Origin of the sequence: Streptomyces calvus (assembly GCF_006782915.1) — a bacterium.
Taxonomy (GTDB): domain Bacteria; phylum Actinomycetota; class Actinomycetes; order Streptomycetales; family Streptomycetaceae; genus Streptomyces; species Streptomyces calvus.
The window spans coordinates 62,457-85,495 of the sequence record NZ_VCNP01000007.1; the positions used below are offsets into that span (position 1 = coordinate 62,457).

Annotated in this window: 23 protein-coding genes; 12 read left to right on the forward strand and 11 right to left on the reverse strand. The window is 73.3% G+C overall.

The annotated features are described in order from the left end of the window. Positions 1 to 128: 128 nt before the first annotated feature. On the reverse strand, positions 129 to 758 hold the full coding sequence (locus FGW31_RS02710; RefSeq protein ID WP_142191680.1) for a TetR/AcrR family transcriptional regulator: 630 nt from the start codon (positions 756 to 758) through the stop codon (positions 129 to 131). 105 nt (positions 759 to 863) lie between these two features. On the opposite strand from FGW31_RS02710, the gene FGW31_RS02715 reads away from it, so the two are divergent. Then, positions 864 to 1,925 carry an aldo/keto reductase gene (locus tag FGW31_RS02715; RefSeq protein WP_142191681.1) on the forward strand — a complete coding sequence of 354 codons (1,062 nt, stop codon included), beginning with the start codon at positions 864 to 866 and terminating at the stop codon, positions 1,923 to 1,925. Between the two features lie 169 nt (positions 1,926 to 2,094). Further along, complete coding sequence (locus FGW31_RS02720) at positions 2,095 to 2,550, forward strand: tellurite resistance TerB family protein (protein WP_142191682.1); 456 nt, start codon at positions 2,095 to 2,097, stop codon at positions 2,548 to 2,550. 338 nt (positions 2,551 to 2,888) lie between these two features. Here FGW31_RS02720 and FGW31_RS02725 read toward each other — a convergent pair whose 3' ends face one another. The 5 genes from FGW31_RS02725 to FGW31_RS02745 form a co-directional block, all read right to left on the reverse strand. Next, positions 2,889 to 3,836, reverse strand: a complete 948-nt coding sequence (locus tag FGW31_RS02725) for an ion transporter (protein ID WP_142191683.1) — start codon at positions 3,834 to 3,836, stop codon at positions 2,889 to 2,891. A 163-nt stretch (positions 3,837 to 3,999) separates the two neighbouring features. Further along, positions 4,000 to 5,019 carry a hemolysin family protein gene (locus tag FGW31_RS02730; RefSeq protein ID WP_142191684.1) on the reverse strand — a complete coding sequence of 340 codons (1,020 nt, stop codon included), beginning with the start codon at positions 5,017 to 5,019 and terminating at the stop codon, positions 4,000 to 4,002. After that, positions 5,016 to 6,353, reverse strand: coding sequence for a hemolysin family protein (locus FGW31_RS02735; RefSeq protein ID WP_142191685.1), 1,338 nt, complete (start codon positions 6,351 to 6,353; stop codon positions 5,016 to 5,018). The genes FGW31_RS02730 and FGW31_RS02735 overlap by 4 nt, the downstream gene beginning before the upstream one ends. 253 nt (positions 6,354 to 6,606) lie before the next feature. After that, positions 6,607 to 7,632, reverse strand: coding sequence for a hemolysin family protein (locus FGW31_RS02740; RefSeq protein WP_142191686.1), 1,026 nt, complete (start codon positions 7,630 to 7,632; stop codon positions 6,607 to 6,609). Next, a complete protein-coding gene (locus FGW31_RS02745) occupies positions 7,629 to 8,966 on the reverse strand; it encodes a hemolysin family protein (protein ID WP_142191687.1) in 1,338 nt (445 codons plus the stop codon). The genes FGW31_RS02740 and FGW31_RS02745 overlap by 4 nt, the downstream gene beginning before the upstream one ends. Positions 8,967 to 9,513: 547 nt before the next feature. Between FGW31_RS02745 and FGW31_RS02755 the strand changes: the two genes are divergently transcribed. Beyond that, on the forward strand, positions 9,514 to 10,512 hold the full coding sequence (locus FGW31_RS02755) for a sporulation protein (protein WP_142191688.1): 999 nt from the start codon (positions 9,514 to 9,516) through the stop codon (positions 10,510 to 10,512). A 185-nt stretch (positions 10,513 to 10,697) separates the two neighbouring features. Here the strand turns inward: FGW31_RS02755 and FGW31_RS02760 are convergent, their stop codons facing one another. Both FGW31_RS02760 and FGW31_RS02765 read right to left on the reverse strand, forming a co-directional pair. Continuing rightward, on the reverse strand, positions 10,698 to 11,630 hold the full coding sequence (locus FGW31_RS02760) for a M56 family metallopeptidase (protein WP_142191689.1): 933 nt from the start codon (positions 11,628 to 11,630) through the stop codon (positions 10,698 to 10,700). Between the two features lie 6 nt (positions 11,631 to 11,636). Beyond that, the gene (locus FGW31_RS02765) at positions 11,637 to 12,023 is read right to left on the reverse strand and encodes a BlaI/MecI/CopY family transcriptional regulator (protein WP_142191690.1); all 387 of its coding nucleotides are present in this window, start codon (positions 12,021 to 12,023) and stop codon (positions 11,637 to 11,639) included. A gap of 185 nt (positions 12,024 to 12,208) precedes the next feature. Between FGW31_RS02765 and FGW31_RS02770 the strand changes: the two genes are divergently transcribed. From FGW31_RS02770 to FGW31_RS02800, 7 genes are all read left to right on the forward strand, one after another. Beyond that, entirely contained in the window at positions 12,209 to 12,784 is a 576-nt protein-coding gene (locus tag FGW31_RS02770) for a TerD family protein (protein ID WP_142191691.1), read from the forward strand. A gap of 261 nt (positions 12,785 to 13,045) precedes the next feature. After that, positions 13,046 to 13,666: a hypothetical protein gene (locus FGW31_RS02775; RefSeq protein WP_142191692.1), complete on the forward strand. Its 621-nt coding sequence runs from the start codon at positions 13,046 to 13,048 to the stop codon at positions 13,664 to 13,666. A 63-nt stretch (positions 13,667 to 13,729) separates the two neighbouring features. Further along, on the forward strand, positions 13,730 to 14,029 hold the full coding sequence (locus FGW31_RS02780) for a twin-arginine translocase TatA/TatE family subunit (protein ID WP_142191693.1): 300 nt from the start codon (positions 13,730 to 13,732) through the stop codon (positions 14,027 to 14,029). A gap of 116 nt (positions 14,030 to 14,145) precedes the next feature. Beyond that, positions 14,146 to 14,409: a GlsB/YeaQ/YmgE family stress response membrane protein gene (locus FGW31_RS02785; protein WP_142191694.1), complete on the forward strand. Its 264-nt coding sequence runs from the start codon at positions 14,146 to 14,148 to the stop codon at positions 14,407 to 14,409. Positions 14,410 to 15,058: 649 nt separating this feature from the next. Further along, on the forward strand, positions 15,059 to 16,051 hold the full coding sequence (gene dhaK / locus FGW31_RS02790) for a dihydroxyacetone kinase subunit DhaK (protein WP_142191695.1): 993 nt from the start codon (positions 15,059 to 15,061) through the stop codon (positions 16,049 to 16,051). Positions 16,052 to 16,100: 49 nt separating this feature from the next. Continuing rightward, positions 16,101 to 16,718, forward strand: a complete 618-nt coding sequence (gene dhaL, locus FGW31_RS02795; protein ID WP_142191696.1) for a dihydroxyacetone kinase subunit DhaL — start codon at positions 16,101 to 16,103, stop codon at positions 16,716 to 16,718. Then, positions 16,711 to 17,121 carry a PTS-dependent dihydroxyacetone kinase phosphotransferase subunit DhaM gene (locus tag FGW31_RS02800; protein ID WP_142191697.1) on the forward strand — a complete coding sequence of 137 codons (411 nt, stop codon included), beginning with the start codon at positions 16,711 to 16,713 and terminating at the stop codon, positions 17,119 to 17,121. The genes dhaL and FGW31_RS02800 overlap by 8 nt, the downstream gene beginning before the upstream one ends. Before the next feature lie 185 nt (positions 17,122 to 17,306). Here the strand turns inward: FGW31_RS02800 and FGW31_RS02805 are convergent, their stop codons facing one another. Continuing rightward, positions 17,307 to 18,125 carry a glycoside hydrolase family 75 protein gene (locus tag FGW31_RS02805; protein ID WP_182674508.1) on the reverse strand — a complete coding sequence of 273 codons (819 nt, stop codon included), beginning with the start codon at positions 18,123 to 18,125 and terminating at the stop codon, positions 17,307 to 17,309. A 390-nt stretch (positions 18,126 to 18,515) separates the two neighbouring features. Between FGW31_RS02805 and FGW31_RS02810 the strand changes: the two genes are divergently transcribed. Together FGW31_RS02810 and FGW31_RS02815 are read left to right on the forward strand one after the other, a co-directional pair. Beyond that, entirely contained in the window at positions 18,516 to 19,523 is a 1,008-nt protein-coding gene (locus tag FGW31_RS02810) for a fibronectin type III domain-containing protein (protein WP_142191698.1), read from the forward strand. A 176-nt stretch (positions 19,524 to 19,699) separates the two neighbouring features. Further along, entirely contained in the window at positions 19,700 to 20,233 is a 534-nt protein-coding gene (locus tag FGW31_RS02815; RefSeq protein ID WP_142191699.1) for a hypothetical protein, read from the forward strand. Positions 20,234 to 20,308: 75 nt separating this feature from the next. Here the strand turns inward: FGW31_RS02815 and FGW31_RS02820 are convergent, their stop codons facing one another. Continuing rightward, positions 20,309 to 20,884, reverse strand: coding sequence for a PadR family transcriptional regulator (locus FGW31_RS02820; RefSeq protein ID WP_142191700.1), 576 nt, complete (start codon positions 20,882 to 20,884; stop codon positions 20,309 to 20,311). 31 nt (positions 20,885 to 20,915) lie between these two features. After that, positions 20,916 to 22,931 carry an oxidoreductase gene (locus FGW31_RS02825; protein ID WP_142191701.1) on the reverse strand — a complete coding sequence of 672 codons (2,016 nt, stop codon included), beginning with the start codon at positions 22,929 to 22,931 and terminating at the stop codon, positions 20,916 to 20,918. Between the last annotated feature and the right edge of the window lie 108 nt (positions 22,932 to 23,039).

The window sequence follows — 23,039 nt, forward strand, 5'->3', positions numbered from 1 at the left end:
GCCCACCCGCCGAAGTCGCCGCCCGCACCGACCGCCCGTGCGCGCCGGGTCCGCGGACGATCTGGCGCGCCCCACGTCGCCGCAGATCACGCACGACGGTACGCCCCCCGGTGACGGCTGCGCGCCGGTCACACCACGCCGTCGCCCCGCACGTACACGCCCGCGCGTGCCGCGGCCGCGGCGGCCTCGGCGGCCCGGTCCGCGGCGTCTTCGTCGAGGCGGTCGCCGGTGGTCAGCAGGCGGTAGTAGAGGGGGGCGGAGACGGCACGGATCACCTCGTGAGGGTCGGTGCCCTCGGGCACCTCGCCCCGGTCGACGGCCTGCCGGACGCAGGGGGCCCACTCCTCGACGCGGGTGTCGTAGAAGTGGTGCAGGGCCTCGGCGGTTTTCGGTTCGCAGGTGGCGGCCGCGATCACCGCCCTGAACAGCGCGCCCTGCCGCGGATCGGCCAGAGTGCGCTGGACGAGCCGGGCGTTGGCCCTGAGGTCGCCGAGCAGCGTGCCGGTCTCGGTGCGCGGCAGTGACTGCTCGGCCATGTCCGCGAGCAGGTCGGCCACCAGGCCGGTGACGCTTCCCCAGCGGCGGTAGACGGTCGTCTTGCCCACCTCGGCACGGCGAGCGACGTCGGCGAGGTCCAGGTATGCGAAGCCCCGCTCGGCCAGACAGTCCCCGGCCGCCTGCAGCACCGCCGCCCGCACCCGCGCGGTGCGTCCTCCCGGCCGGACGGTTCCCGGCTCCGCAGCACCCTCAGAACCCATAACGGGACTCCAGTTTCGTTAATCGCTTCCACCTGCTACCTTGGCTCCCATCTTAACGGAACTCTGGAACCGTTAGTGACCGGCTGAGCAGATCGAGGAGTGACCATGGAATACAGGCGGCTGGGTGCGTCCGGGCTCAAGGTGCCCGCACTGAGTTTCGGCGCGGGCACCTTCGGCGGCCGGGGACCACTGTTCGGGGCCTGGGGCACCACCGACGCGCGAGAAGCGCGCCGCCTCGTGGACATCTGCCTGGACGCCGGGGTCACGATGTTCGACACGGCCGACGTCTACTCCGACGGCGCGTCCGAGGAGGTGCTGGGCGAAGCGATCAAGGGCCGCAGGGACCGGGTGATCGTGTCCACCAAGACCGGCCTGCCGACGGGTGACGGCCCGAACGACGCGGGCTCCTCCCGGTCGCGCCTGATCACGGCCTGCGAGGACGCGCTGCGCCGGCTCGGCACCGACCACATCGACCTGTTGCAGCTGCACGCCTTCGACGCCGGCACACCCGTCGAGGAAGTCCTGTCCACGCTCGACGACCTCGTCCGCGCGGGAAAGGTCCGCTACACGGGGATCTCCAACTTCTCCGGCTGGCAGGCGATGAAGTCCCTCGCCGTCGCGGAGCGGTACGGCCACGCGCGCCACGTCGCCCACCAGGTCCACTACTCCCTCGTCAGCCGCGACTACGAATGGGAGCTGATGCCCCTCGGACTCGACCAGGGCCTCGGGGCCCTCGTCTGGAGCCCGCTCGGCTGGGGACGGCTCACCGGCAGGGTCCGGCGGGACCGGCCGCTCCCCGCCGGCAGCCGGCTCCACGACACCGCCGGCTACGGCCCGCCGGTGGAGGACGCACACCTCTACCGCGTGATCGACGCCCTCGACGAGGTCGCGGAGGAGACCGGCAGGGCCGTCCCACAGATCGCCATCAACTGGCTGCTGCAGCGGCCGACCGTCTCCTCCGTCATCATCGGCGCCCGCACCGAGGAGCAGCTCCGCCAGAACCTCGGCGCCGTCGGCTGGACGCTCACGCCCGACCAAATGGCGAGACTCAACGCGGCGAGCGGCAAGGCGGCGCCCTACCCGTACTTCCCCTACGAGCGCCAGGAAGGCTTCGCCCGCCTCGCACCGCCGGTGGGCGGCCTCACGCCACCCCCGACCGCGGCCTGACATCGACGTCGGGCCCGTGACGCGGACTCATCCGGGGGTCGGGCCGACGGAGTGCGGTGTCGACCGGCGCCCGGACGGCGACGACTGGTAACTTCTACAGCATTGTAGAAGTGAAGGGTGTCCGGGGCGTCGTCGCGCCGGGCGCCCTCCCGACACGTACGGAGTTCTCATGGCCCTGTGGGACCGCCTCAAGGAGTCCGCGTCACTGATGCAGACCCAGCTGACGGCGCGGAAGAACGACCTGAAGAGCGGCGCCTTCCGCGACGCGAGCATGGCGATGTGCGCCCTGGTCGCGGCCGCGGACGGCACGGTCGACGCATCCGAGCGGCAGCGCGTGGCCCAGCTCATCGCCACCAACGAGGTACTGGCGAACTTCCCCGTCGACGATCTGCGCCGCCGCTTCGAGGAGAACCTCGGCAAGCTCACCACGGACTTCGACTTCGGCAAGGTGAGCGTCCTCCAGGAGATCGCCAAGGCGAAGAAGAAGCCCGCCGAGGCGCGGGCGGTCGTCCAGATCGGCATCGTCATCGGCGGCGCCGACGGCGACTTCGACGCCGACGAGCGGGCGGTGGTCCGCGAGGCGTGCTACGCCCTGGACCTGCCGCCGCACGAGTTCGACCTCTGACCGACGCCGGACAGCCCGGCGGGACGGCGCCACCGTCCCGCCGCACCCGGCCGGGCGGCCCGTACACCCGTGACCCCAGGGCAGGTACGGCCTCCGAGACGGCGCGACCTCCAAGCCGGTACGACCTCCGGGCCGATGCGACCTCCGGCCGGTGCGACGTCGGGGTCGGCGCGGCCTCCGATCCGGCGCGACCTCCGAGCCGGTACGGCCTCCAGACCGGCGCGGCCTTGAGGCTGGCGCGGTCGGCGATCGTCGCGCGGGCCGGGCGACGATTACCGCGGCCCCGGACCGGGCGGGCACCGGTGTCGACGCCGAGGGCGGCGGGCCCGCCGGGGCCGTCACGTGCGCCGCTCCGCACCCGGCACGACCCGTTCCCGTTCGCCGGACGGCGGTGGAGCCGTGCCGGCCGTCCGGGCCAGGTCGCGTTCGAGGTCGTCCAGGGCACGGCGGGCCGCCTCGATGCGCCGCAGCAGCAGGTGCCGGTCCTCCGGCTCGGCCGCCGCCCGGCGCGCACCCGACGGGTTCCCGTCCTCGTCCGTGTCCTTGGCCTCGTCGAGGGAGTTGAGGACGACCCCGATGAGGACGTTGACGAGGACGAACGAGGCGAGCAGCACGTAGGAGGCGTAGTAGAGCAGGCTCCAGCGGGAGATCTCCAGCCCCGCGTGGACGGCGTCGCCGATGCCGTCGAGCATCATCAGCAGGAAGAGGGTCAGGACGGCACGGCCGATGGAGCCGTAGTGCTCGGGGTCGTGGTGGCCGAAGAAGACCCAGCCGACCATGGCGTACACGTACAGCAGCAGCGCCCCGACGAGCAGGAAGCCGAGGGTGCCGGGCAGGCTGCGGGCGACGGCGACGAGCACGACACGCAGCTGGGGCAGGAAGCGGGCGGTCCGCAGGACCCGGGCGAGCCTGAGCAGCCGCAGCACCGTGGTGTTCTCGCGGACCACGGGCAGGAAGGCGCACAGGACCACCGCCAGGTCGAAGGCGTTCCACGGGTCCTTCCAGAAGTTCCGCGGGCGGTCGGCGTGGGCGGCCATGCGGAGCAGGATTTCGACGGTGAACGCGGCCAGGCAGAGGTGTTCGGCGAGCCGTAACCAGCGGTGCCACTCGTCGACGACCCCGGAGTACGTCTCCGCCCCCAGCAGTGCGGCGTTGGCGAGGATGACGCCGAAGACGGTCAGGGCGAACCAGCGGGCCTCGGTGATGCCACGGCAGTGGCGGGCCAGGCGCCGCCGCCCCGGCGGGGCGACGGCTGCGGCCGTGTGATCGTGGTGGTGCTGCGGCATCCTGCTGCCCTGTCTCCTCCGCGCCGTGCGACGGCCCGCACCGGCAGGTCCGGCCGGACCGGGGCCCGCCGAAACGGTCACGCCCCGAAGAGACTTCTACAGCACTGTAGTTTTCACCGTGCGGGCGGCCCGGTGACACCGGGGCGCCCGCGCGGTGGTGCCGTCAGGCCGACTGCGGCTGCAGGAAGCGCGCCAGCAGGTCGTCCAGGCTCACCATGCCGGTGAGCCGGCCGGTCTCGTCACGGACGACGGCGAGCGAGGCCCGGCGGCGGCGCAGCAGGTCGATGGCGTCCGCGACCGTGGCGTCGCCGCTCAGCTCGGGCACCGGACGGGCCAGTGCACGGGCGTTCGTCGCCCGCCCCCGCGCACGCGCCACCACGACGTCCCGGGCGTGCACCGAGCCGAGGACGGTGTCGTGGTCACGCACCAGGAGCCGGGTGCGGCCGCGTTCCGCGGCCAGGCGCAGGATCTCGTCGGCGTCGGCGGCGCCGTCGACCGAGGTGATCCCGTCGGCCGGCACCTGCAGATCCCGCACCGGGGTCTCCGGCTCGGTCAGCGAACGCGTCAGCAGCTCCGAGTCCGTCCGGCTGATCAGGCCGAGCCGCTCGGACTCGGTCACCAGGTGGGTGAGCTGCTCCCGGTTGTGGACCGAGGCCAGCTCGTCGCGCGGGGCGACCCGGCACAGCCGTACGAGTGCGTTGCTCAACGCGTTGAGCAGCCGGATCAGTGGCCGTACGGCCTTCACCACGGCCCGGAACGGCGGAGCGAGCAGCATCGCGGAACGCTCCGGGTGAGCGATCGCCCACGACTTGGGTGCCATCTCGCCGACCACCATGTGGAGGAACACCACCACGATCATCGCGACGGCGAAGGCCACGCCGTAGCCGAGCGCGCCGGGCAGTCCCAGCCGCTGCAGCAGCGGGTCGAGCTCGTGGGAGATCGCGGGCTTGGAGACCGAGCCGAGGCCCAGCGTGCACACGGTGATGCCGAGCTGGGCACCGGCGAGCATGAGGGACAGCTCCCGCATGCCGGCCAGGGCGGACCCGGCGCCGCGCCGGCCCTCGGCCGCCGCCTTCTCCATGCGGTGCCGCTTGGCGGCGACCAGCGCGAACTCGGCCGCCACGAAGAACCCGCTGCCGATCAGCAGCAGCACGGTGACGAAGAGCGCCATCGGGAAACTCATGTCTGCCTCTCCGTCTGTTCGGTCCGTCGCTCGAGTCGCACGCGTCCCGGCACGTGCCGGTCGAGGGTGTGCACGTCGATCACGGCACGTCCGCCGTCGGGCAGCGTGACCGCGAGCCGGTCCCCGACGGCCGGGAAGCGGCCGAGCCGGTCGACGACCAGGCCGGCCACGGTGTCGTAGTCGTCCTCCTCGGGCAGCTCGACGCCGGTGGCCTCGGCCACCTCGTCCAGGCGGCGGCCGGCGTCCACCAGCCAGCCCTCGCCGTCCGGTACGGCCACCTCGGTGACGGTGTCGGTCTCGTCGGCGATGTCGCCGACCAGCTCCTCGGCGATGTCCTCGTAGGTGACGATGCCGGCCACGCCGCCGTGCTCGTCCAGCACGACGGCGAACTCGTCGTCCCGCTCCCGCATCTGCGTGACCGCGTCCGGCAGCGGGAGCGTGTCCGGCAGCAGCAGCGGCCGCCGGGCGACCGCACCGGCCGTGCTGTCCGCCAGCCGCTCGGGGCTCAGCCGCATCAGCTCGGCGACGCCGAGGACCCCGTTGACGTCGTCGGGGTGGTCACCGAGCACCGGGTAGTTGGAGTGGCCGTGTGCGGCGATCAGGTCGACGGCCTCGGCGGCCGTGGCGTCCCTGCGGACGAAGACGGCGTCCACGCGGGGCACCATCACCTCGTCCAGCGTCCGGTCGGAGAACTCCAGCGCGTGGTCCACCAGGGCGGCGGTGTCCTCCGGCAGCGCGCCCCGCTCGTGGGACTCACCGATCAGGTGGCCCAGCTCCTCCAGGGTGGCGCCGTGGTGCAGTTCCTCCACCGGCTCGATGCCGACCCGGCGCAGCAGCCGGTTCGCCGCCCCGTCGAAGATCCGCACGACCGGGCCGACGACCTTCAGGTACGCCAGGGTCGAGGCGGCCAGCGACTTCGCCAGCCGTTCCGGCACGGCGATGGCGAGGTTCTTCGGGGCCAGTTCGCCCAGCACCATCTGCACGACGGTGGCGAGGACGAAGGCCAGCACGACCGAGATGCCGCTGACGGCCGCGTCGGGCAGTCCGGCACCCGACAGCGCGGGTTCGAGCAGTGCGGAGACGGACGGTTCGGCGATGAAACCGACGACCAGACCGGTCACGGTGATGCCGAGCTGCGCGCCCGACAGCATGAAGGACAGCCGCTCCAGCACCTTCAGGGCACGGGCGGCCTTCCGGTCGCCCGCCTCGGCGTCACGGGCGAGGGCGAGCCGGTCGGCGGAGACGTAGGCGAACTCCTGGGCGACGAAGTATCCGGTGCCGGCGGTCAGGACGACCACGGCCAGCAGGCCCAGGAGGGCGTTCGCGGCACTCATCGAACACCATCCCGCCGTGTGCCGCGCTCAGCAAACGCCTGGCGGAATGGTCGGGGACTGTGCCCCGGAGGGTCCGTCGTCGATCTGGCGGACAAGGGGGTGACTCCTTCTTTCATGGGTGTGCACAGGTAACGAATCCGGCCGGAATCATGTTCCCGATGCCGGGAGGAACCCGCGCGCGCAGGGCGGTGCTGTCACCGGACCGCCGGACCGGGCCGCCCCGGGCGGGGGCGCGCCCGCGGCGGCCCGGCGGTCATCCGGTGGCCGGTGCGGTCGGACCGACCAGTTCGGACAGCACGTCCTCCATGGTCACGAAGCCGATGACGCGGCCGCTCGCCCCGACGACGGCGGCGAGGTGACTGCCCTCGGCCCGCAGCGCGGTGAGGGTGTCGTCGAGCGGGGTGTCGATGCGCACGCGCGTGATCCGGTGCAGCGCGCTGCGCGGGAAGGGCCGGTCCCGGTCGGTCACGCCGAGGGTGTCCTTGATGTGCAGGTATCCGAGGACGGTGCCGTCGGCATCGGTGACCGGGAAGCGGGAGAAGCCCGCTTCGGCGGCCTTCCGCTCCAGCCGGGCCGGGGTGACGGTGTGGTCGACGGTGCGCATCCGCTGCGCGGGGACGATGATCTCCCCGACCGGCCGGGTGCCCAGTTCCAGGGCGTCGCGCAGCCGCTCGCCGTCGGCGGGCGACAGCAGGCCGGCCTCGCTGGAGTCGACGACCATGCGCGCGAGCTGGTCGTCGGTGAAGGCCGACGCGACCTCGTCCTTCGGTTCCACCCGCAGCAGCCGCAGCAGGACGTTGGCGAAGGCGTTGATGCCGAACACGACCGGCCGCAGCGCCCGGGTCAGCGCCACCAGCGGCGGGCCCAGCAGCAGCGCGCTGGTGACCGGCGCGGCGAGCGCGATGTTCTTGGGGACCATCTCGCCGATCAGCATGTGCAGATAGGTGGCGAGGGCCAGGGCGATGACGAACGCGATCGGGTGCACCAGGCCGTGGGGGATGTGCACCGCCTCGAAGGCGGGCTCCAGCAGGTGCGCGATGGCCGGTTCGGCGACCGCGCCCAGCACCAGGGAGGAGGCGGTGATGCCGAGCTGGGCGGTGGCCATCATCGCGGACAGGTGCTCCAGCGCCCACAGCGTCATCCGGGCCCGCTTGTCGCCCGTCCGGGCGCGCGGCTCGATCTGGCTGCGGCGCACCGAGATCAGGGCGAACTCGGCTCCGACGAAGAAGGCGTTGGTGAGCAGGGTCAGGGCGCCGATCGCGAGTTGCAGCGCGGTCATCGGGCGTCCTCCGCGAGCCGTGCGGCCGGCACGGGGGCCGGTTCGGTGATGCGTATCCGGTCGGCGCGGTGGTGCTCGACCTCCAGCACGTCCAGCCGCCAGCCGTCGACGTCCACGGCGTCCCCCTTGCCGGGGATGCGGGCCAGGCGGGTGGCGATCAGTCCGGCCACGGTCTCGTACGGGCCCTCCGGCACGGTGAGTCCCAGCTGCGCGAGCCGGTCGACGCGGACGCTGCCGTCGGCCTCCCACACCGCTCGGCCGTCCTCCGCCGCCGGGGCGGGCACCAGGTCGGGCGCCTCCAGCGGGTCGTGCTCGTCGCGGACCTCGCCGACGACCTCCTCGACGATGTCCTCCATGGTGGCCACGCCCGCCGTGCCGCCGTACTCGTCGATGACCACGGCCATGGCGTGGCGGGTGCGCAGGCGTTCCAGCAGCCGGTCGGCGGTGAGGCTGTCCGGGACCAGCAGCGGCGGGGCGATCAGTTCGGTGACCGGGGTGCCGGCCCGCCGCTCCGGCTCCAGGGCCAGCACGTCGCGGATGTGGACGGTGCCGATGACCTCGTCGAGGCTGTCGCGGTAGACCGGGAAGCGGGACAGGCCGGTGGCGTGGCTGAGGTTGGCCGCGTCGGCGGCCGTCGCGTGCGCCTCGAGCGCCTTGACGTCGACCCGCGGGGTCATGACGTTCTCCGCGGTCAGCGCGCCCAGGTGCAGGGTCCGCACGAACAGCTCCGCGGAGTCCGCCTCCAGGGCGCCTTCGGCCGCCGAGTGCCGGGCCAGTGCGCCCAGTTCCTCGGCGGTGCGGGCGGAGGCCAGCTCCTCGGCCGGCTCCAGGCCGAGGCGGCGCACGAAGCGGTTCGCGGTGGCGTTGAGGTGGCCGATGAACGGCCCGAAGACGGCCGTGAACGCGCGCTGCGGGCCGGCGACCACCTTCGCGACGGCCAGGGGCCGGGAGATCGCCCAGTTCTTGGGCACGAGCTCGCCGATCACCATGAGCACGACGGTGGACACCAGCACGCCCAGCACGGTCGCCACCGACGGCGCGGCGCCGCCCAGGCCGGCCGACCGCAGCGGGCCGCGCAGCAGCGCCGCGAGGGACGGCTCGGCGAGCATGCCGATCACCAGCGAGGTGACGGTGATGCCCAGCTGGGCGCCGGAGAGCTGGAGGGTCAGGCGCCGTACGGCCCGCAGTGCGCCGTCGGCGCCGCGTTCGCGGGCCTCGACGGCGCGCTCCAGCTCTCCGCGCTCGACGGTGGTGAGCGAGAACTCGGCCGCGACGAACACCGCGCAGGCCAGGGTCAGCAGGAGAGCCAGCAGGAGCAGCAGCACCTCGGTCACCGCGCCACCCCCGCTCCCTCACTGGCCGTACGGCGTGGACGGCGGGCAATGGCACGGCTGCTACTGGGAGGATCACCCATCGGGGGACCGTCGCTCCTTCTCTGTGGACGTGGGGTGAAGACGGATGGGGAAGCAGGATGCCCTGCCTCTACACCAACTGTAAAGCAGTGACGGAGGAGCCTTTCCGCGGGGAACGCGCACGGCCACGGACGGCACGCGAGGACCTGCGGCACCGACGGCGGACGGCACGCGAGGGCCGGGCGGGGTCCGGTACGGACAGCACACGAGGGCCGGGCGGGGCCCGGTACGGACAGCACGCGAGGACCTGCGGGGCCCGGTGCGGACGGCGGCGAAGGCGCGCGCCGTCGCGCGGGGCGGCGGCACCCGGCCGACACGGCAGCCCTATTTCGGCCATTTCCCGCACCCCGGCCATGCAGCCCGTCCCTCCCTGCCCCGCACCACCCTATGCTTCTACTCGCTTGTAGAAGCATCTGTGCGGCACCGCACCCTCAGGAACCACACGCACGTTTAAGGAGTGGACGCCACCATGGTGTTCAAACGACTGCTCGGCTCGCTCGGCGTGGGCGGACCCACCGTCGACACGGTCCTCGACCCGGGTCCCGCCCGGCCCGGCGGCGCGCTCACCGGAGAGGTACGCCTCAAGGGCGGCAGTGCCGATTTCGACATCGAGCACATCACCCTGGAGCTGGTGGCCCGCGTCGAGATCGAGCACGAGGAGGGCGAGAGCGAGGGCGGCGTCGCCTTCGACCGGTTCACCGTCGGCGGCGGCTTCCGGCTGGCCGAGGGCGAGGAGCGCGCCGTGCCGTTCAGCGTGACGCTGCCGTGGGAGACCCCGGTCACCGAGCTGCACGGGCAGCCGCTGGGCGTCGTGCTCGGCGTGCGGACCGAACTGTCGGTGGCGGGCGCCAGGGACAAGGGCGACCTCGACCCGCTGGCCGTCGGTCCGCTGCCCGCCCAGGAGGCGATCCTCGAAGCCCTCGGCGGGCTCGGCTTCGGTTTCAGGTCCACCGACCTGGAGTACGGGCGTATCGGCGGCACCGGGCAGCAGCTGCCCTTCTACCAGGAGATCGAGATCACGCCGTCGCCGCAGTACGCGCACCAGGTCAACGAGATCGAGGTGACCTTCCTGGCGAGCCCGGCCGGACTGGAGGTCGTCCTGGAGGCGGACAAGCGCGGCGGGTTCCTCTCCGGCGGCCACGACGCGCTCACCCGGTTCACCGTCGGCCATCACGACGTGCGCGACTGGAACACCGAGGTCGACGGCTGGATCCGCCGACTGATCGAGCACCGGGCCTCGTACGGCACGCACGGCGCCCACGTGTCCGGCGACCCGTACGCCGGGCACGGGCACGGCGGGCACGACGGGCACGAGGGGCATCACCGCTCGGGTCCGGGCATGGGCACCGTCGTCGCCGCGGGTGCCGCCGGTCTGGCGGTCGGCGTGGTCGGCGGCATGGTCGCGGCCGAGGTCGTCGACGAGGTCGGCGACTTCTTCGAGGGCGACGACGAGGGCGACGAGGGCTGAGCGCAGGGCCCGACTGTCGGACGGGCGCTCCGGCGGGAGCGGGGACGGTCGGGCCGCACGGTTGAAGGACCTGGCGGGCCGGGCGCGGGCGGCGACGGGGCTCGGAGGACAGCGGCCGCTCGGGGACGGAACGGGGCGGGGGTTCGTCGCCCGTCGGTGACGTCCGACGGCCCGCTCCCGGCGGATCACAGAGGGGTGGCGGCGTACAGGATGAGGACCATCGTCACGGCGGAGTTGGCGGACGACATGGCGGACACGGCGGTTCCCGCGGCGGCGGCCCACACGGCCAGGCCCACCGTGGTGAACACCGAGGGCCAGCGGCGCGCCGCCGGAGCGGGCCCGAGCAGGGCCGCCACCCGACGGGGAACCGGGCCCGCCGCGGCGAAGCCCGCCAGCGTGACCACGGGCGTGCCCCGGGACACCAGGGCCGTCTTGCCGATGGCGCACGCCACGGTCCGGCGGCTGCCGACCACCTGGGCCGCCTCCTCGTCCGCCCAGCGTTCCGCCGTGTACGCCACCGCCGTACGCAGCGGTCGCAGGAACGGATTGGCCCGCGCGGCCAGTTGCACGGCGAGCAGGAAACGGTGGTGACGGGCGGCCAGATGGGCCCGTTCGTGGGCGAACAGGGCCCGCCGCTCGGCCGGTTCGAGGCACTGCAGCAGGGCCGTGGTCACCACCACGCGATCGCGTCGGCCGCCCGGCAGCGCGTAGGCGTAGGGAGCGCCGTCCGGGAGGACCGCCACCTCCGTCGGGCGCAGTCCGGCCAGGGCCCGGTGGGCCCGGCGGCGCACCCGGGCGTGCCGCCACAGCGTCCTCCCGCACGCCACGAGCACCACGCACAGCGCCGGGATGGCCGCCTTGCCGACGATCTCGTCGTACGGGACCGCCTCGCGCACCTCCGGGTCGGACCAGCCGTCGGGCAGCGGGTTGCCGGGGAGCTGGGCGGTGCCGACCACCATCACCAGGCCCAGGCACACCGTGCTGCACACCGCCATCACCGCCGCGACGGCGGTCAGCAGCCGCGTCGCGGTGCGCGGGTGCAGATGCTGCTCGGCCAGGCGCGCGATCGGCCACGCCGTCAAGGGCAGCACCAGCGGCAGAAAGACGAACACCCCCATGAGGTCTCAGTCTTCCCTTTCGCTCCGGTGCTGGCCCAGCAGTTCGCGCAGCAGCCGTTCGTCGTCCGGTCCGAGGCCGGTGACGAAGCTGGCCAGCACCGCCTCCCGGTCACTCTCGGAGTCCAGCACCTTGCGCATCTTGTGGGCGGCCAGTCCGGCGTGGTCGGAGGCGGAGGTCCAGGCGAAGGAGCGGCCCACGCGCTCCCGGGTGACGGCACCCTTGGCCAGCAGCCGGGTCAGGATGGTGATGACGGTGGTGTAGGCGAGGTCGCCGCCCAGGCGCTCCTGCACCCAGCCGGCCGTCGCCGGACCGTCCGCATCCCGCAACGCCGACAGGACCAGCGCCTCCAGCTCGCCCTGCCCCCGTCGCCGGGGACGCTGCTGCTCAGCCACACCCTGTCTCCCTTCCGCGCCTGTTCCCGAGCGGACATCGTATAGACGCCGCCCTGCCCCTCACGCCATCCGATGCGCCTCCCCCGCACCCCCGATCCCCCTGCCGATTGTTCTACAGTGCTGTAGATTCTACGTCCGGGGGCCCGCTCCGGGCCACGACCGCACCTGCCGAGAAGGAGTACGCAGTGGGAGTTTCCCTGTCCAAGGGCGGCAACGTCTCGCTCAGCAAGGAGGCACCGGGCCTGACCGCCGTCCTGGTCGGCCTGGGCTGGGACGTGCGCACCACCACCGGCACCGACTACGACCTCGACGCCTCCGCGCTGCTCCTGGACACCTCCGGCAAGGTGCCCTCCGACCGGCACTTCGTCTTCTACAACAACCTGACCAGCCCCGACGGTTCGGTGGAGCACACCGGCGACAACCTCACCGGTGAGGGCGACGGCGACGACGAGGTCGTCAAGGTGAACCTCGCCGCCGTACCCGCCGGGATCGACAGGATCGTGTTCCCGGTGTCCATCCACGACGCCGGTAACCGCGGTCAGAGCTTCGGCCAGGTCCGCAACGCGTTCATCCGCGTCGTCAACCAGGCGGACCTCCGGGAGCTCGCCCGCTACGACCTGTCCGAGGACGCCGCCACCGAGACCGCGATGGTCTTCGGTGAGCTGTACCGCAACGGCGCGGAGTGGAAGTTCCGCGCCGTCGGGCAGGGATACGCCTCGGGCCTGGCCGGGATCGCCGCCGACTTCGGCGTGAACGTCTGACAGCCCGTGACGGCGGCGCCGGGCCGGCTCCACCGGCCCCGGCTCCCCCGGTGGCCGGGGCCCCGCCACGCCCGCCCGCACCCGCCCGCCCGCCCACCGCACATCCGCCGCACACCCCGCACATCCGCCGCACACCGCCCACCGCAACCGCGACCGCAACCCGCAACCCGCAACCCGCAACCGCAACCGCAACCGCAACCGCAACCGCAACCGCGAACACCGAACACCGAACACCGAAGCATCCCACCCGCAGGAGACCACGTGGCCGACCCCTTGCCCCTCCGCCCGGAGGACAGGCCGGACTTCGAGGCGGTCCTGCGCCGCGCGCTCACCACGACGGACATCCGGGAGACCCTGGACGCCGACCCCAGCGGCCGAGCCGCCGCGCGGCTGCGCCGCCTCGTCCTCGCGAACGCCGACGAGATAGCCGCCGCGGCGCACGAGGAGTACGGCGCGTATGTCACCCTGCGGGCGGCGGGCCGGCCGGGCGCGGCGCGCCGACCCGCCGCCGGCACCCTGCTGCCCGCCCTGACGGTGCTCACCCCGCTCGTGGCCACCGCGTCCGCCGCGGCCCTGCTCGTTCTCGGTCACCTGCTCCGGCTGACCGACGCGCGGGACGCGCTGACCGGATCACTGATCACCGCCGGATGGGTCCTGACGCTGATCGCGGGCGTCAGTGCCCTCCTCGCCTTCGCCGCGCTGCTGAGAACGGCGATGCGCGGCGGTGACGACTCCGTACACGCGGCACGGCTGAGGCAGGCGCGGCTGGACTGGCAACGGGCGCTGCTGGAACGGGGCATACTGCCCCGTCTGCGCCGGTACCTCCGCGCGGATCCGGCCGCAGGTCCACCAGCCGCGTCCGGCCGACGCCCCCACCTGTAAGCCCCACCGCCGCCACCGCTCGCGCCACGAGGCCCGGGTCCCGGAGAAGAGAGCAGGACATCCATGTTCGGACTGAGCGAACTCGCCGTCGTCCTCATCGTCGTCATCGCCGTCCTCGTCGCCAAGAAGGGCCCGGAACTGGCCCGTTCCGCAGGCAAGTCGGCCCGCATCCTCAAGGCCGAGGCGCGCGCCATGAAGGAGGAGAGCGAGGCGACGGCGGACACCTCCCCGCGGATCGTCCGCGGCGAGACCGCCGCACCGGCCGCCGACGGCAACGCCCCGGGTGCGCAAGGACCGTTGGGCTCCGCCACCGAACGGACCGAGCGCTCGGCGGACACACCTCCGCAGGACCCCAGGCCGTAGGCGGGAGGCCCGTTCGCCACGCGGGCCCGAGGCGCCTCCGGCCGCCCGGCGGACTGCATCACGTTCGAACGGGCACTCGCATGTCACCAACACGACTGAGGAGTGACGGACCGACCATGGAGATTTCAGGCATCGTCAGCGCGATCGTCATCGGCATCGTGATCGGAGTGCTCGGCCGACTCGCCCTTCCCGGACGCCAGCGCATCGGCGTTCTCTGGACGATCGCGATCGGCATCGTCGCGGCCCTCATCGGCACGGGCCTCGCCTCCGCGTTCGGCGTCGCCGACACCGACGGTGTCGACTGGATCGAGTGGCTCATCCAGATCGCACTCGCCGCCGTCGGCGTGGCGGCGGTCAGCAGGGCGAAGCTGCGCCACTGACGGTTCTCCCGCACCCGGCGGATCCCGCGGACGAGCGGCACGGGCGCCGCGGTCCGCACCGGCCGGGAGCCGACCGATGTCACCGGTCGGCTCCCGACCGGCGCCGGTTCCGCCGCCCCTGACCCGGTGACGGTGCCCCGCCGTCCGGATCCCACCCGTACACCCGTACACCCGTACACCGCGCCCCCTCCCTCGAGGCCCGAGGCCCCGAGCCGTCCGCGCCACACCGACCCCACGCCCCCACCGCACGCACCGGACGCACCGGACGCACCGGACGCACCGGACGCACCGGCACGCGCCTGCGTCGACGGTACGGACGGACACGGGTCGGCCTGCCCCGACGGACGATGCCCCCGCAGCGCCCGTGCCGTGAGCACCGGCAGCCGCCCCGCGACAGCGCCCTCCCACCTGCCCTTCTTCGCAGCCCGGCCCCGAACCCGGTCGCGCCGGTCACCGAGGCGCGTCCCGGGGCACGCCCGCGCGTCCGCGCACGTGACCTTCGCTCCCGCACGGTCGATACTTCCGGCAGGAGGACTTCAGCGGTCTTCCGACCGTTGCGCGCCACCAAGATCTAGGATTGACCGCACCCACTCCGAACAGCACAAACGCGGGACGACGACCCACCTGCCCGGCTCATCAGGAGGCACCCATGAAGATGCTCATCAACGTTCCGGAGACGGTGGTCGCGGACGCGTTGCGCGGAATGGCGGCGGCCCATCCCGAACTGGCAGTGGACGTGGAGAACCGGGTGATCGTCCGCAAGGACGCCCCGGTGCCCGGGAAGGTGGCCCTGGTGTCCGGCGGCGGGTCCGGGCACGAACCGCTGCACGGCGGATTCGTGGGACCGGGAATGCTGTCGGCGGCCTGCCCCGGCGAGGTGTTCACCTCCCCCGTGCCCGACCAGATGGTGCGGGCCGCGGCGGCCGTGGACAGCGGCGCGGGCGTGCTCTTCGTCGTGAAGAACTACACCGGTGACGTGCTCAACTTCGACATGGCCGCCGAACTCGCCGAGGACGAGGGCATCCAGGTCGCCAAGGTGCTGGTCAACGACGACGTGGCGGTGACCGACAGCCTCTACACGGCCGGCCGGCGAGGCACCGGCGCGACGCTGTTCGTCGAGAAGATCGCGGGCGCCGCGGCCGAGGAGGGAATGCCGCTGGAGCGGGTGGAGGCCATCGCCCGGCAGGTCAACGACAACTCCCGCAGCTTCGGCGTCGCGTTGAGCGCCTGCACCACGCCGGCCAAGGGCACCCCCACCTTCGACCTGCCGCCCGGCGAACTGGAGTTGGGCATCGGCATCCACGGCGAGCCGGGCCGGGAACGGCGTCCGATGATGACGTCCGGAGAGATCGCCGAGGCCGCGCTCGACGCGATCCTGGACGACCTCACCCCGCGCAACCCCGTCCTGGTCCTGGTCAACGGCCTGGGCGCCACACCACTGCTGGAGCTGTACGGCTTCAACGCCGAGGTGCAGCGGGTGCTCGCCGCACGCGGTGTCCCGGTGGCCCGCGTCCTCGTCGGCAACTACGTCACCTCCCTCGACATGGCGGGCGCCTCGGTCACCCTGTGCCAGATCGACGAGGAGCTGCTGCGGCTGTGGGACGCCCCGGTGCGCACTCCCGGGCTGCGCTGGGGCATGTGAGGAACGCCGCGTCCATCGTCCGACACTCACCTACCAGCAAGGAGTTCCCGTGCTCGACGCCGACTTCTTCCGCCGTTGGATGACGGCCGCCGCCGCGTCCGTGGACCGCGAGGCGGAACGGCTCACCGCCCTCGACTCACCGATCGGGGACGCCGATCACGGCAGCAACCTCCAGCGCGGTTTCCGGGCGGTGACGGACGCCCTGGCGAAGGAGCCGCCCGCCACTCCCGGCGCCGTACTGACGCAGGCCGGGCGGCTGCTGATCTCGACGGTGGGCGGCGCGTCCGGCCCGCTGTACGGGACGCTGCTGCGCCGCACCGGCAAGTCGCTCGGCGACGCCGCCGAGGTCGACGCGGGGCAGCTGGCCGAGGCGCTGCGCGCCGGGGTGGACGCAGTGCGGCAGCTCGGCGGTGCCGCGCCGGGCGACAAGACGATGATCGATGCCCTGGTGCCCGCGGTGGAGGCGCTCGGTGACTCCTTCGCCGCGGCCCGCACCGCCGCCGAGGAGGGCGCCGTGGCGACGACACCGTTGCAGGCCCGCAAGGGCAGGGCCAGTTACCTCGGTGAACGCAGTATCGGGCACCAGGATCCGGGGGCCACGTCCGCGGCGCTGCTGATCGCCGCTCTGGTCGACGCCTCGGCGGAGACGGAGGGCGACGGTGAGTGAGGCCGGACTGGTGGGGATCGTGCTGGTGTCGCACAGCGCGGCGGTGGCCGCTTCGGTGGCGGAGCTGGCCAAGGGCCTGGCGGGCGCCGGCACCGCGGTGCCGGTGGCTCCTGCGGGCGGCACCGAGAGCGGCGACTTCGGCACCAGTGCCGAACTGATCGCCGCGGCGGCCGCGTCGGTCGACCGTGGCGCCGGGGTCGCCGTGCTGACCGACCTGGGCAGCGCGGTGCTCACCGTGAAGGCGCTGCTCGCCGAGGGTGACGAACTGCCCGAGGGGACACGGCTGGTGGACGCGCCGTTCGTGGAGGGCGCGGTGGCGGCGGTGGTCACCGCGTCCACGGGAGCGGACCTCGCCGCGGTGGAGGCGGCGGCCGCGGAGGCGTACGCGTACCGGAAGGTGTGAGGCGCGCGACCGACGGCCGCACGCCGGCGGAGTGCGGTCGACGGGTGCGGTCGACGGGGCTCAGTCGGCGGAGTGCGACCGGCGGAGTGCTGCCGGTGGACTGCGGCCGGCGGAGTACGGCCGACGGGGCTCAGTCGGCAAACTGCGACCGGCGAAGTGCTGCCGGTGGACTACGGCCGGTGGGCTCAGTCGGTGGAGTCCACGAACTGCCGGGCCAGCCGCTCCCCCGTCGTCACCGCCGACCGCCGGTCCTCGATGGGGGTGACCCGGCTGTTCTTGAACACGACGTAGGTGACGTCGGCCGGTGTGCCGCCGCCGTGCGGGTCCGGGTTGATGCCGAGTTCCTCGGCCGCCGCGTAGGACGCCTCGCCGATGATGTCCGCCGGTCCGACGTCGCCGACGACCGCGTAGCGCACCCGGTCGCGGTGGATCACCGCCGCGACCGACCCGCCGCGCACGCCGTGGGCCCGGTAGTTCCAGACGGTGCTGGGCGCGGGCACCACCACGTAGGGCAGTTCCTCGGAGCTCAACGGACGGCCGTCGGACTGCGGGAATGCCGTGGAGGCGGAGAAGTACGGGTCGGTGCGGGCGTTGCAGCGGCGGCCGGGACGGCCGTCGCAGTCGATGTCCATGTCCGCCTTCCAGAAGACGGCCTCGTTGGTGCCGCACACCGGGACGGTGGCCCGCATGCCGTGGTCCTTGCGGTAACGGCCGTTCGAGACCGGCGTGCAGTCGCGCACTCTGGCCAGCAGTTCGGCGGCGGACACGGAGCCCGTGCGCCGCGCGGCGGTACCCGCGCCGGAACCGGAGTCCGCACGCCGTCCCGGGGACCCGGCGACGGTCACGGCGTCCGCGCCGCGCACCGCCGGCCCGGGCGGGGCCACGGAGTCCGCGCGCCGCGCCGCCGGTTCGGCACGGGGCTGGGGCGCGGCGGCGGGGGGCGTCGAGGGAGCCAGCAGGGCGACACCGGCCACGGTCAGAGTGAGCGAGTGGACACGGGACACGGTCAAGGAGCCTCTCGTCGGGGACACTGACACACACTCACGGGGCACTTTGCCCCATTTCGTCCCGATATGACGATATGGCGACTCCAACAGAGCCGGACGGCGCCCGTTCGAACCAGCGTCCGCGACAGGGGCCGGGCGCCCGAGCCCGTGTCGACTCGAGCCGTCCGGCCACCCGCACCGGCGCGGGATCTGCGACGACAGCGGTCCGCGCCACGAGCCCGAACTCCCCAGCCCTCAGGGGGCGTTCGAGCCGCTCGAAGCTCCAGCATACGTAATCCCGCGGACGGCTCCCCACTTCCGACCTCTTGATGCGGCCGCGTCATCCGCGCATATTGGTACGGACCATTCTTCGGATCGTCGCCGTGTCCCGCCCGGGGAGGCAGAGTCGTGCGTGGCGTTCGCCCAGCCGTGTTCCCGCGTCGCCCACTCGCCCTGTGCGGGGTCCTCTGCGGGGTCCTGCTCGCCGTCTCGTGCCGCTGGGGCGGCTCCGGGGAAACGGCCGGCGAACGGCCGCCCGGAGCGCCGACCGGCGTCACGGCCGAGGCTGGCAGCGCCACCGGCGTGCACGTCATGTGGAACGCGGTCACCGCCGCCGACGCCGAGGTGAGCCACTACGAGGTGTTTCGGGGCACCACGAAGGTCAAGGACGTACCCGGTTCACGCCACATGGTGGACGTCACCGGCCTCCGGCCCGGCACCACATACGTCTTCACGGTGCGGGCCCGGGACGCGGACGGCCGGCTCGGGCCGCCCAGCCGGAAGGTCCGGGCGACGACACCGCGGGCGGTGGCGGCCGACGACACCGCTCCCACCCGTCCGGCGGAACTGCGCGGCCGGGCGGCGGGCAGCAGAGCCGCCCAGCTGTCGTGGTCGGCCTCGACGGACGACCGGGGTGTGGTGTCGTACGACGTGTACCAGGGCGGGACGAAGATCCACAGTGTGGGCGGGAGCCGGCGGGCCGCCGTGGTCACCGGGTTGCGTCCCGGCACCCGCTACGCCTTCACCGTCCGGGCCCGGGACGCCGCCGACAACCTGTCACCGCCCGGCGCCACCGTCCGTCTCACCACCACGGGCCGCGCGGACGACCGCGCCACCGCACCCACCGGCTTCCGCGTGACCACCGAACGCTCCGACGGCGCCCACCACCTCGTCCTCGGCTGGGTGCCGCCGCCGGTCGACGGGGTCGTCACCGAGTACGAGGTGCACCTGGACGGCCGCGCAGCGACCTCGCTGGTCTACGGCGGTGACGCGCCCCGCGACCGGGCGACGTACCGCTTCTACGTGGGCCGGGAGGCGGGTGTCGGCCACCGGGTGCGGATCCGGGCGAAGCTGCCGGACGGGACCTGGGGCGCCTTCTCGGCGGAGCGCACGGTGACGACCGGCACCGGGGACTGACCCGCACCGGACGCTGCCGGGCGGACCCGGCGGACGGGGCTGTCACCTGCCCGGCGGCGGCCGGAGTGCGCGGCGGGCGGGCCGGCCTTTGGCTGGCCTCGTGGCGGCACGGGCGCTCCCCGACCTCGGCGGCGCAAGGATGTACCGCCGGCCGTGCCGCCGGAAGGCAGCCCACCATGCGCAACTCGAAGCCACTGCTCCGCTCCGGTCCGACCGTGGCAGCCGCTGCCGCGCTCTCCTTCGCCCTGGCCGGTCCGGCCGCGGCGGCCCCGGGGATCTCCGTGAACACCAGCGGGTCGACGGTCTCGGTCAGCACCAGTGCGTGCACCCAGATGAACGGCCAGTGGGGCACCGCCTCGCTGCTCAACAGCAGCCAGACGAACTTCTCGCAGGGCCGTCAGGCGGCGCTGACGGGGACGAGCGCGGGACAGTCCGCCGCGTGGTCCAACGTCGCTCCGGGCACGTACACCGTGACCGTCGTGTGCTCGAACGGCACCACCGCGGGCACGCAGTCCGTCATCGTCGCACCGTCGCCCAGTCCCTCCGTCTCCCCCACGTCCTCGCCGTCCCGCGGAGTGATGGGCGGCATCGGCGGTTCCGCCACGGACTACGGCACGGTGACGCTGGTGGCGGGCGGCGTCCTGGTCGGCACCGGCCTCGTCGCCACCGCCTGGTACCTGCGCCGGCGCGACAGGCCGCGCCACCTGTAGACCCGGCGCCGGCCGCCTTCACGTCCGACGCGCTCCGGTCGGGCGGCCGGCGTCGCCCCACCCGGGCGCCGGGTGTCAGTCCTCCCCGGCACCCGGCCGGCCCGTTCCGTCCGTGTCCGGCAGGTGCGCAAACTCCGACAGGGCGTGGTCGAGCCACTGGGTCCAGAAGGTCTCCAGGTCGATGCCGGCCCGCAGCACCAGATGCCGCAGCCGGTCCTGCGGCCCGTCCTTGCCGGGCGGGAAGTCGCGCTGCTCGATCTCCAGGTACGTCGCCAACTGCCGTGCGTGCAGCTCCCGGTGGCGCCGCAGATCCGTCTCCAGGCCCGCCGTGCCGACCACCGCCGCCGCTCTCAGCCGCAGCAGCGTCACATCCCTGAGCGGCTTGGGGTCCTGGGAGGCGGCAGTCCAGCGGGCCAGTTCGTCGCGCCCCGCGGGCAGCACTTCGTACTCCCGTTTCTGGCCCCGCGCCGGCTGCTCGGAGGGCAGGGCCCGGATCAGGCCCTCGGCCTCGAGCCTGCCCAGCTCGCGGTAGATCTGCTGGTGCGTCGCGGACCAGAAGTAGGCGATCGACTTGTCGAACCGGCGGGTCAGCTCCAGCCCGGACGACGGCTTCTCGAGCAGGGCGGTGAGGATCGCGTGCGGGAGTGACATGGGCTCATCCTAGGGACGGCCCGCGCCCCGCCTACAGCGCCGCCGCCAGCTCCGTGCCCTGCTTGATGGCGCGCTTGGCGTCCAGTTCGGCGGCCACGTCGGCACCGCCGATCAGGTGCACGGGCGCCCCGGCGGCGACCAGCTCCTCGTACAGGTCGCGGCGCGGCTCCTGGCCGGTGCACAGCACGATCGTGTCGACCTCCAGCACGGTGCTCTCGCCGTCGACGGTGACGTGCAGTCCGGCGTCGTCGATGCGGTCGTAGCGCACGCCCGGGACCATGGTGACGCCGCGGTGCCGGAGTTCGGTGCGGTGGATCCAGCCGGTGGTCTTGCCGAGTCCGGCGCCGACCTTGGACGTCTTGCGCTGGAGCAGGTGCACGGTGCGCGGCGGGGCGGGACGCTCGGGCGCGGCGAGGCCGCCCGGTGCCCGGTATGCGAGGTCGACGCCCCACTGGCGGAAGTACGTCTCGGGGTTCTCGTGCGCCTTGTCGCCGCCGTCGGTGAGGAACTCGGCGACGTCGAAGCCGATGCCGCCGGCGCCGAGGATCGCGACGCGGTCGCCGACGGGCGCGCCGTCGCGCAGCACGTCGAGGTAGCCGAGCACGCTGGGGTGGTCGACGCCGGGGATGTCGGGCACGCGCGGGGTGACGCCGGTGGCGACGACGACCTCGTCGTGGCCGGTGACGTCGGTGGCGGTGACGCGCGTGTCCAGGCGTACGTCCACGGCCAGTTCGGCGAGCCGGGTGCGGAAGTAGCGCAGGGTCTCGTCGAACTCCTGCTTGCCGGGGACCTTGCGGGCCACGTTGAGCTGCCCGCCGATCTCGCTCGCGGCGTCGAACAGGGTGACGTGGTGGCCGCGTTCGGCGGCGCTCACCGCGCAGGCGAGGCCGGCCGGCCCGGCGCCGACGACCGCGATGCGCTTGCGGCGGCGGGTGGGGGCCAGTACCAGTTCGGTCTCGTGGCAGGCGCGCGGGTTGACCAGGCAGGAGGTGATCTGCCCGCTGAAGGTGTGGTCGAGGCAGGCCTGGTTGCAGCCGATGCAGGTGTTGATCGCCTCCGGGCGGCCGTCGGCGGCCTTGGCGACGAAGTCCGGGTCGGCGAGCATCGGGCGGGCCATCGACACCATGTCCGCGCGGCCCTCGGCGAGCAGCTGCTCGGCGAGTTCGGGCGTGTTGATGCGGTTGGTGGTGACGAGCGGGACGCCCACCTCGCCCATGAGGCGTTGGGTCACCCAGGTGTAGGCGCCGCGCGGGACGGAGGTGGCGATGGTGGGGATGCGGGCCTCGTGCCAGCCGATGCCGGTGTTGATGATGGTGGCGCCGGCCGCCTCGACGGCCTTGGCCAGCGTGATCACCTCGTCCAGGGTGGAGCCGCCTGGCACCAGGTCCAGCATGGACAGCCGGTAGATGACGATGAAGTCCTCGCCGACGGCCTCGCGCACCCGGCGGACGATCTCCACGGGGAAGCGCATCCGGTTCTCGTAGGAGCCGCCCCAGCGGTCGGTGCGGTGGTTGGTCCCCGCGGCGATGAACTCGTTGATCAGGTAGCCCTCGGAGCCCATGATCTCCACGCCGTCGTAGCCGGCCTGCCGGGCGAGGCGGGCCGCGCGGGCGTAGTCGCCGACGGTGCGCTCGACCTCGGCGTCGGTGAGCTCGCGCGGCGGGAAGGGGCTGATGGGCGCCTGGAGGGGGCTCGGGGCGACCAGGTCGCGGTGGTAGGCGTACCGGCCGAAGTGCAGGATCTGCATCGCGATGCGCCCGCCCTCGCGGTGCACGGCCTCGGTGACCACCCGGTGCTGTTCGGCCTCCGCCTCGGTGGTGAGGCGGGCGCCGCCCTCGTAGGGCCGCCCCTCGTCGTTGGGTGCGATGCCGCCGGTGACGATGAGGCCCACTCCGCCGCGGGCGCGGGCGGCGTAGAACTCGGCCATGCGGGAGAAGCCGCCCTCGGCCTCTTCCAGGCCGACGTGCATGGAGCCCATCAGGACCCGGTTGGGCAGGGTGGTGAAGCCCAGGTCGAGCGGGGTCAGCAGGTGGGGGTAACGGCTCATCTGGCCCTCCGTGCACGCGGTGTCGTGCCTGTAGTTGTAAGGCACGCACACAGCTTTGTGCAACTAGTTGCACAAGCGTGACGGAGGGCACAGTGCCCCGGGGCCGGA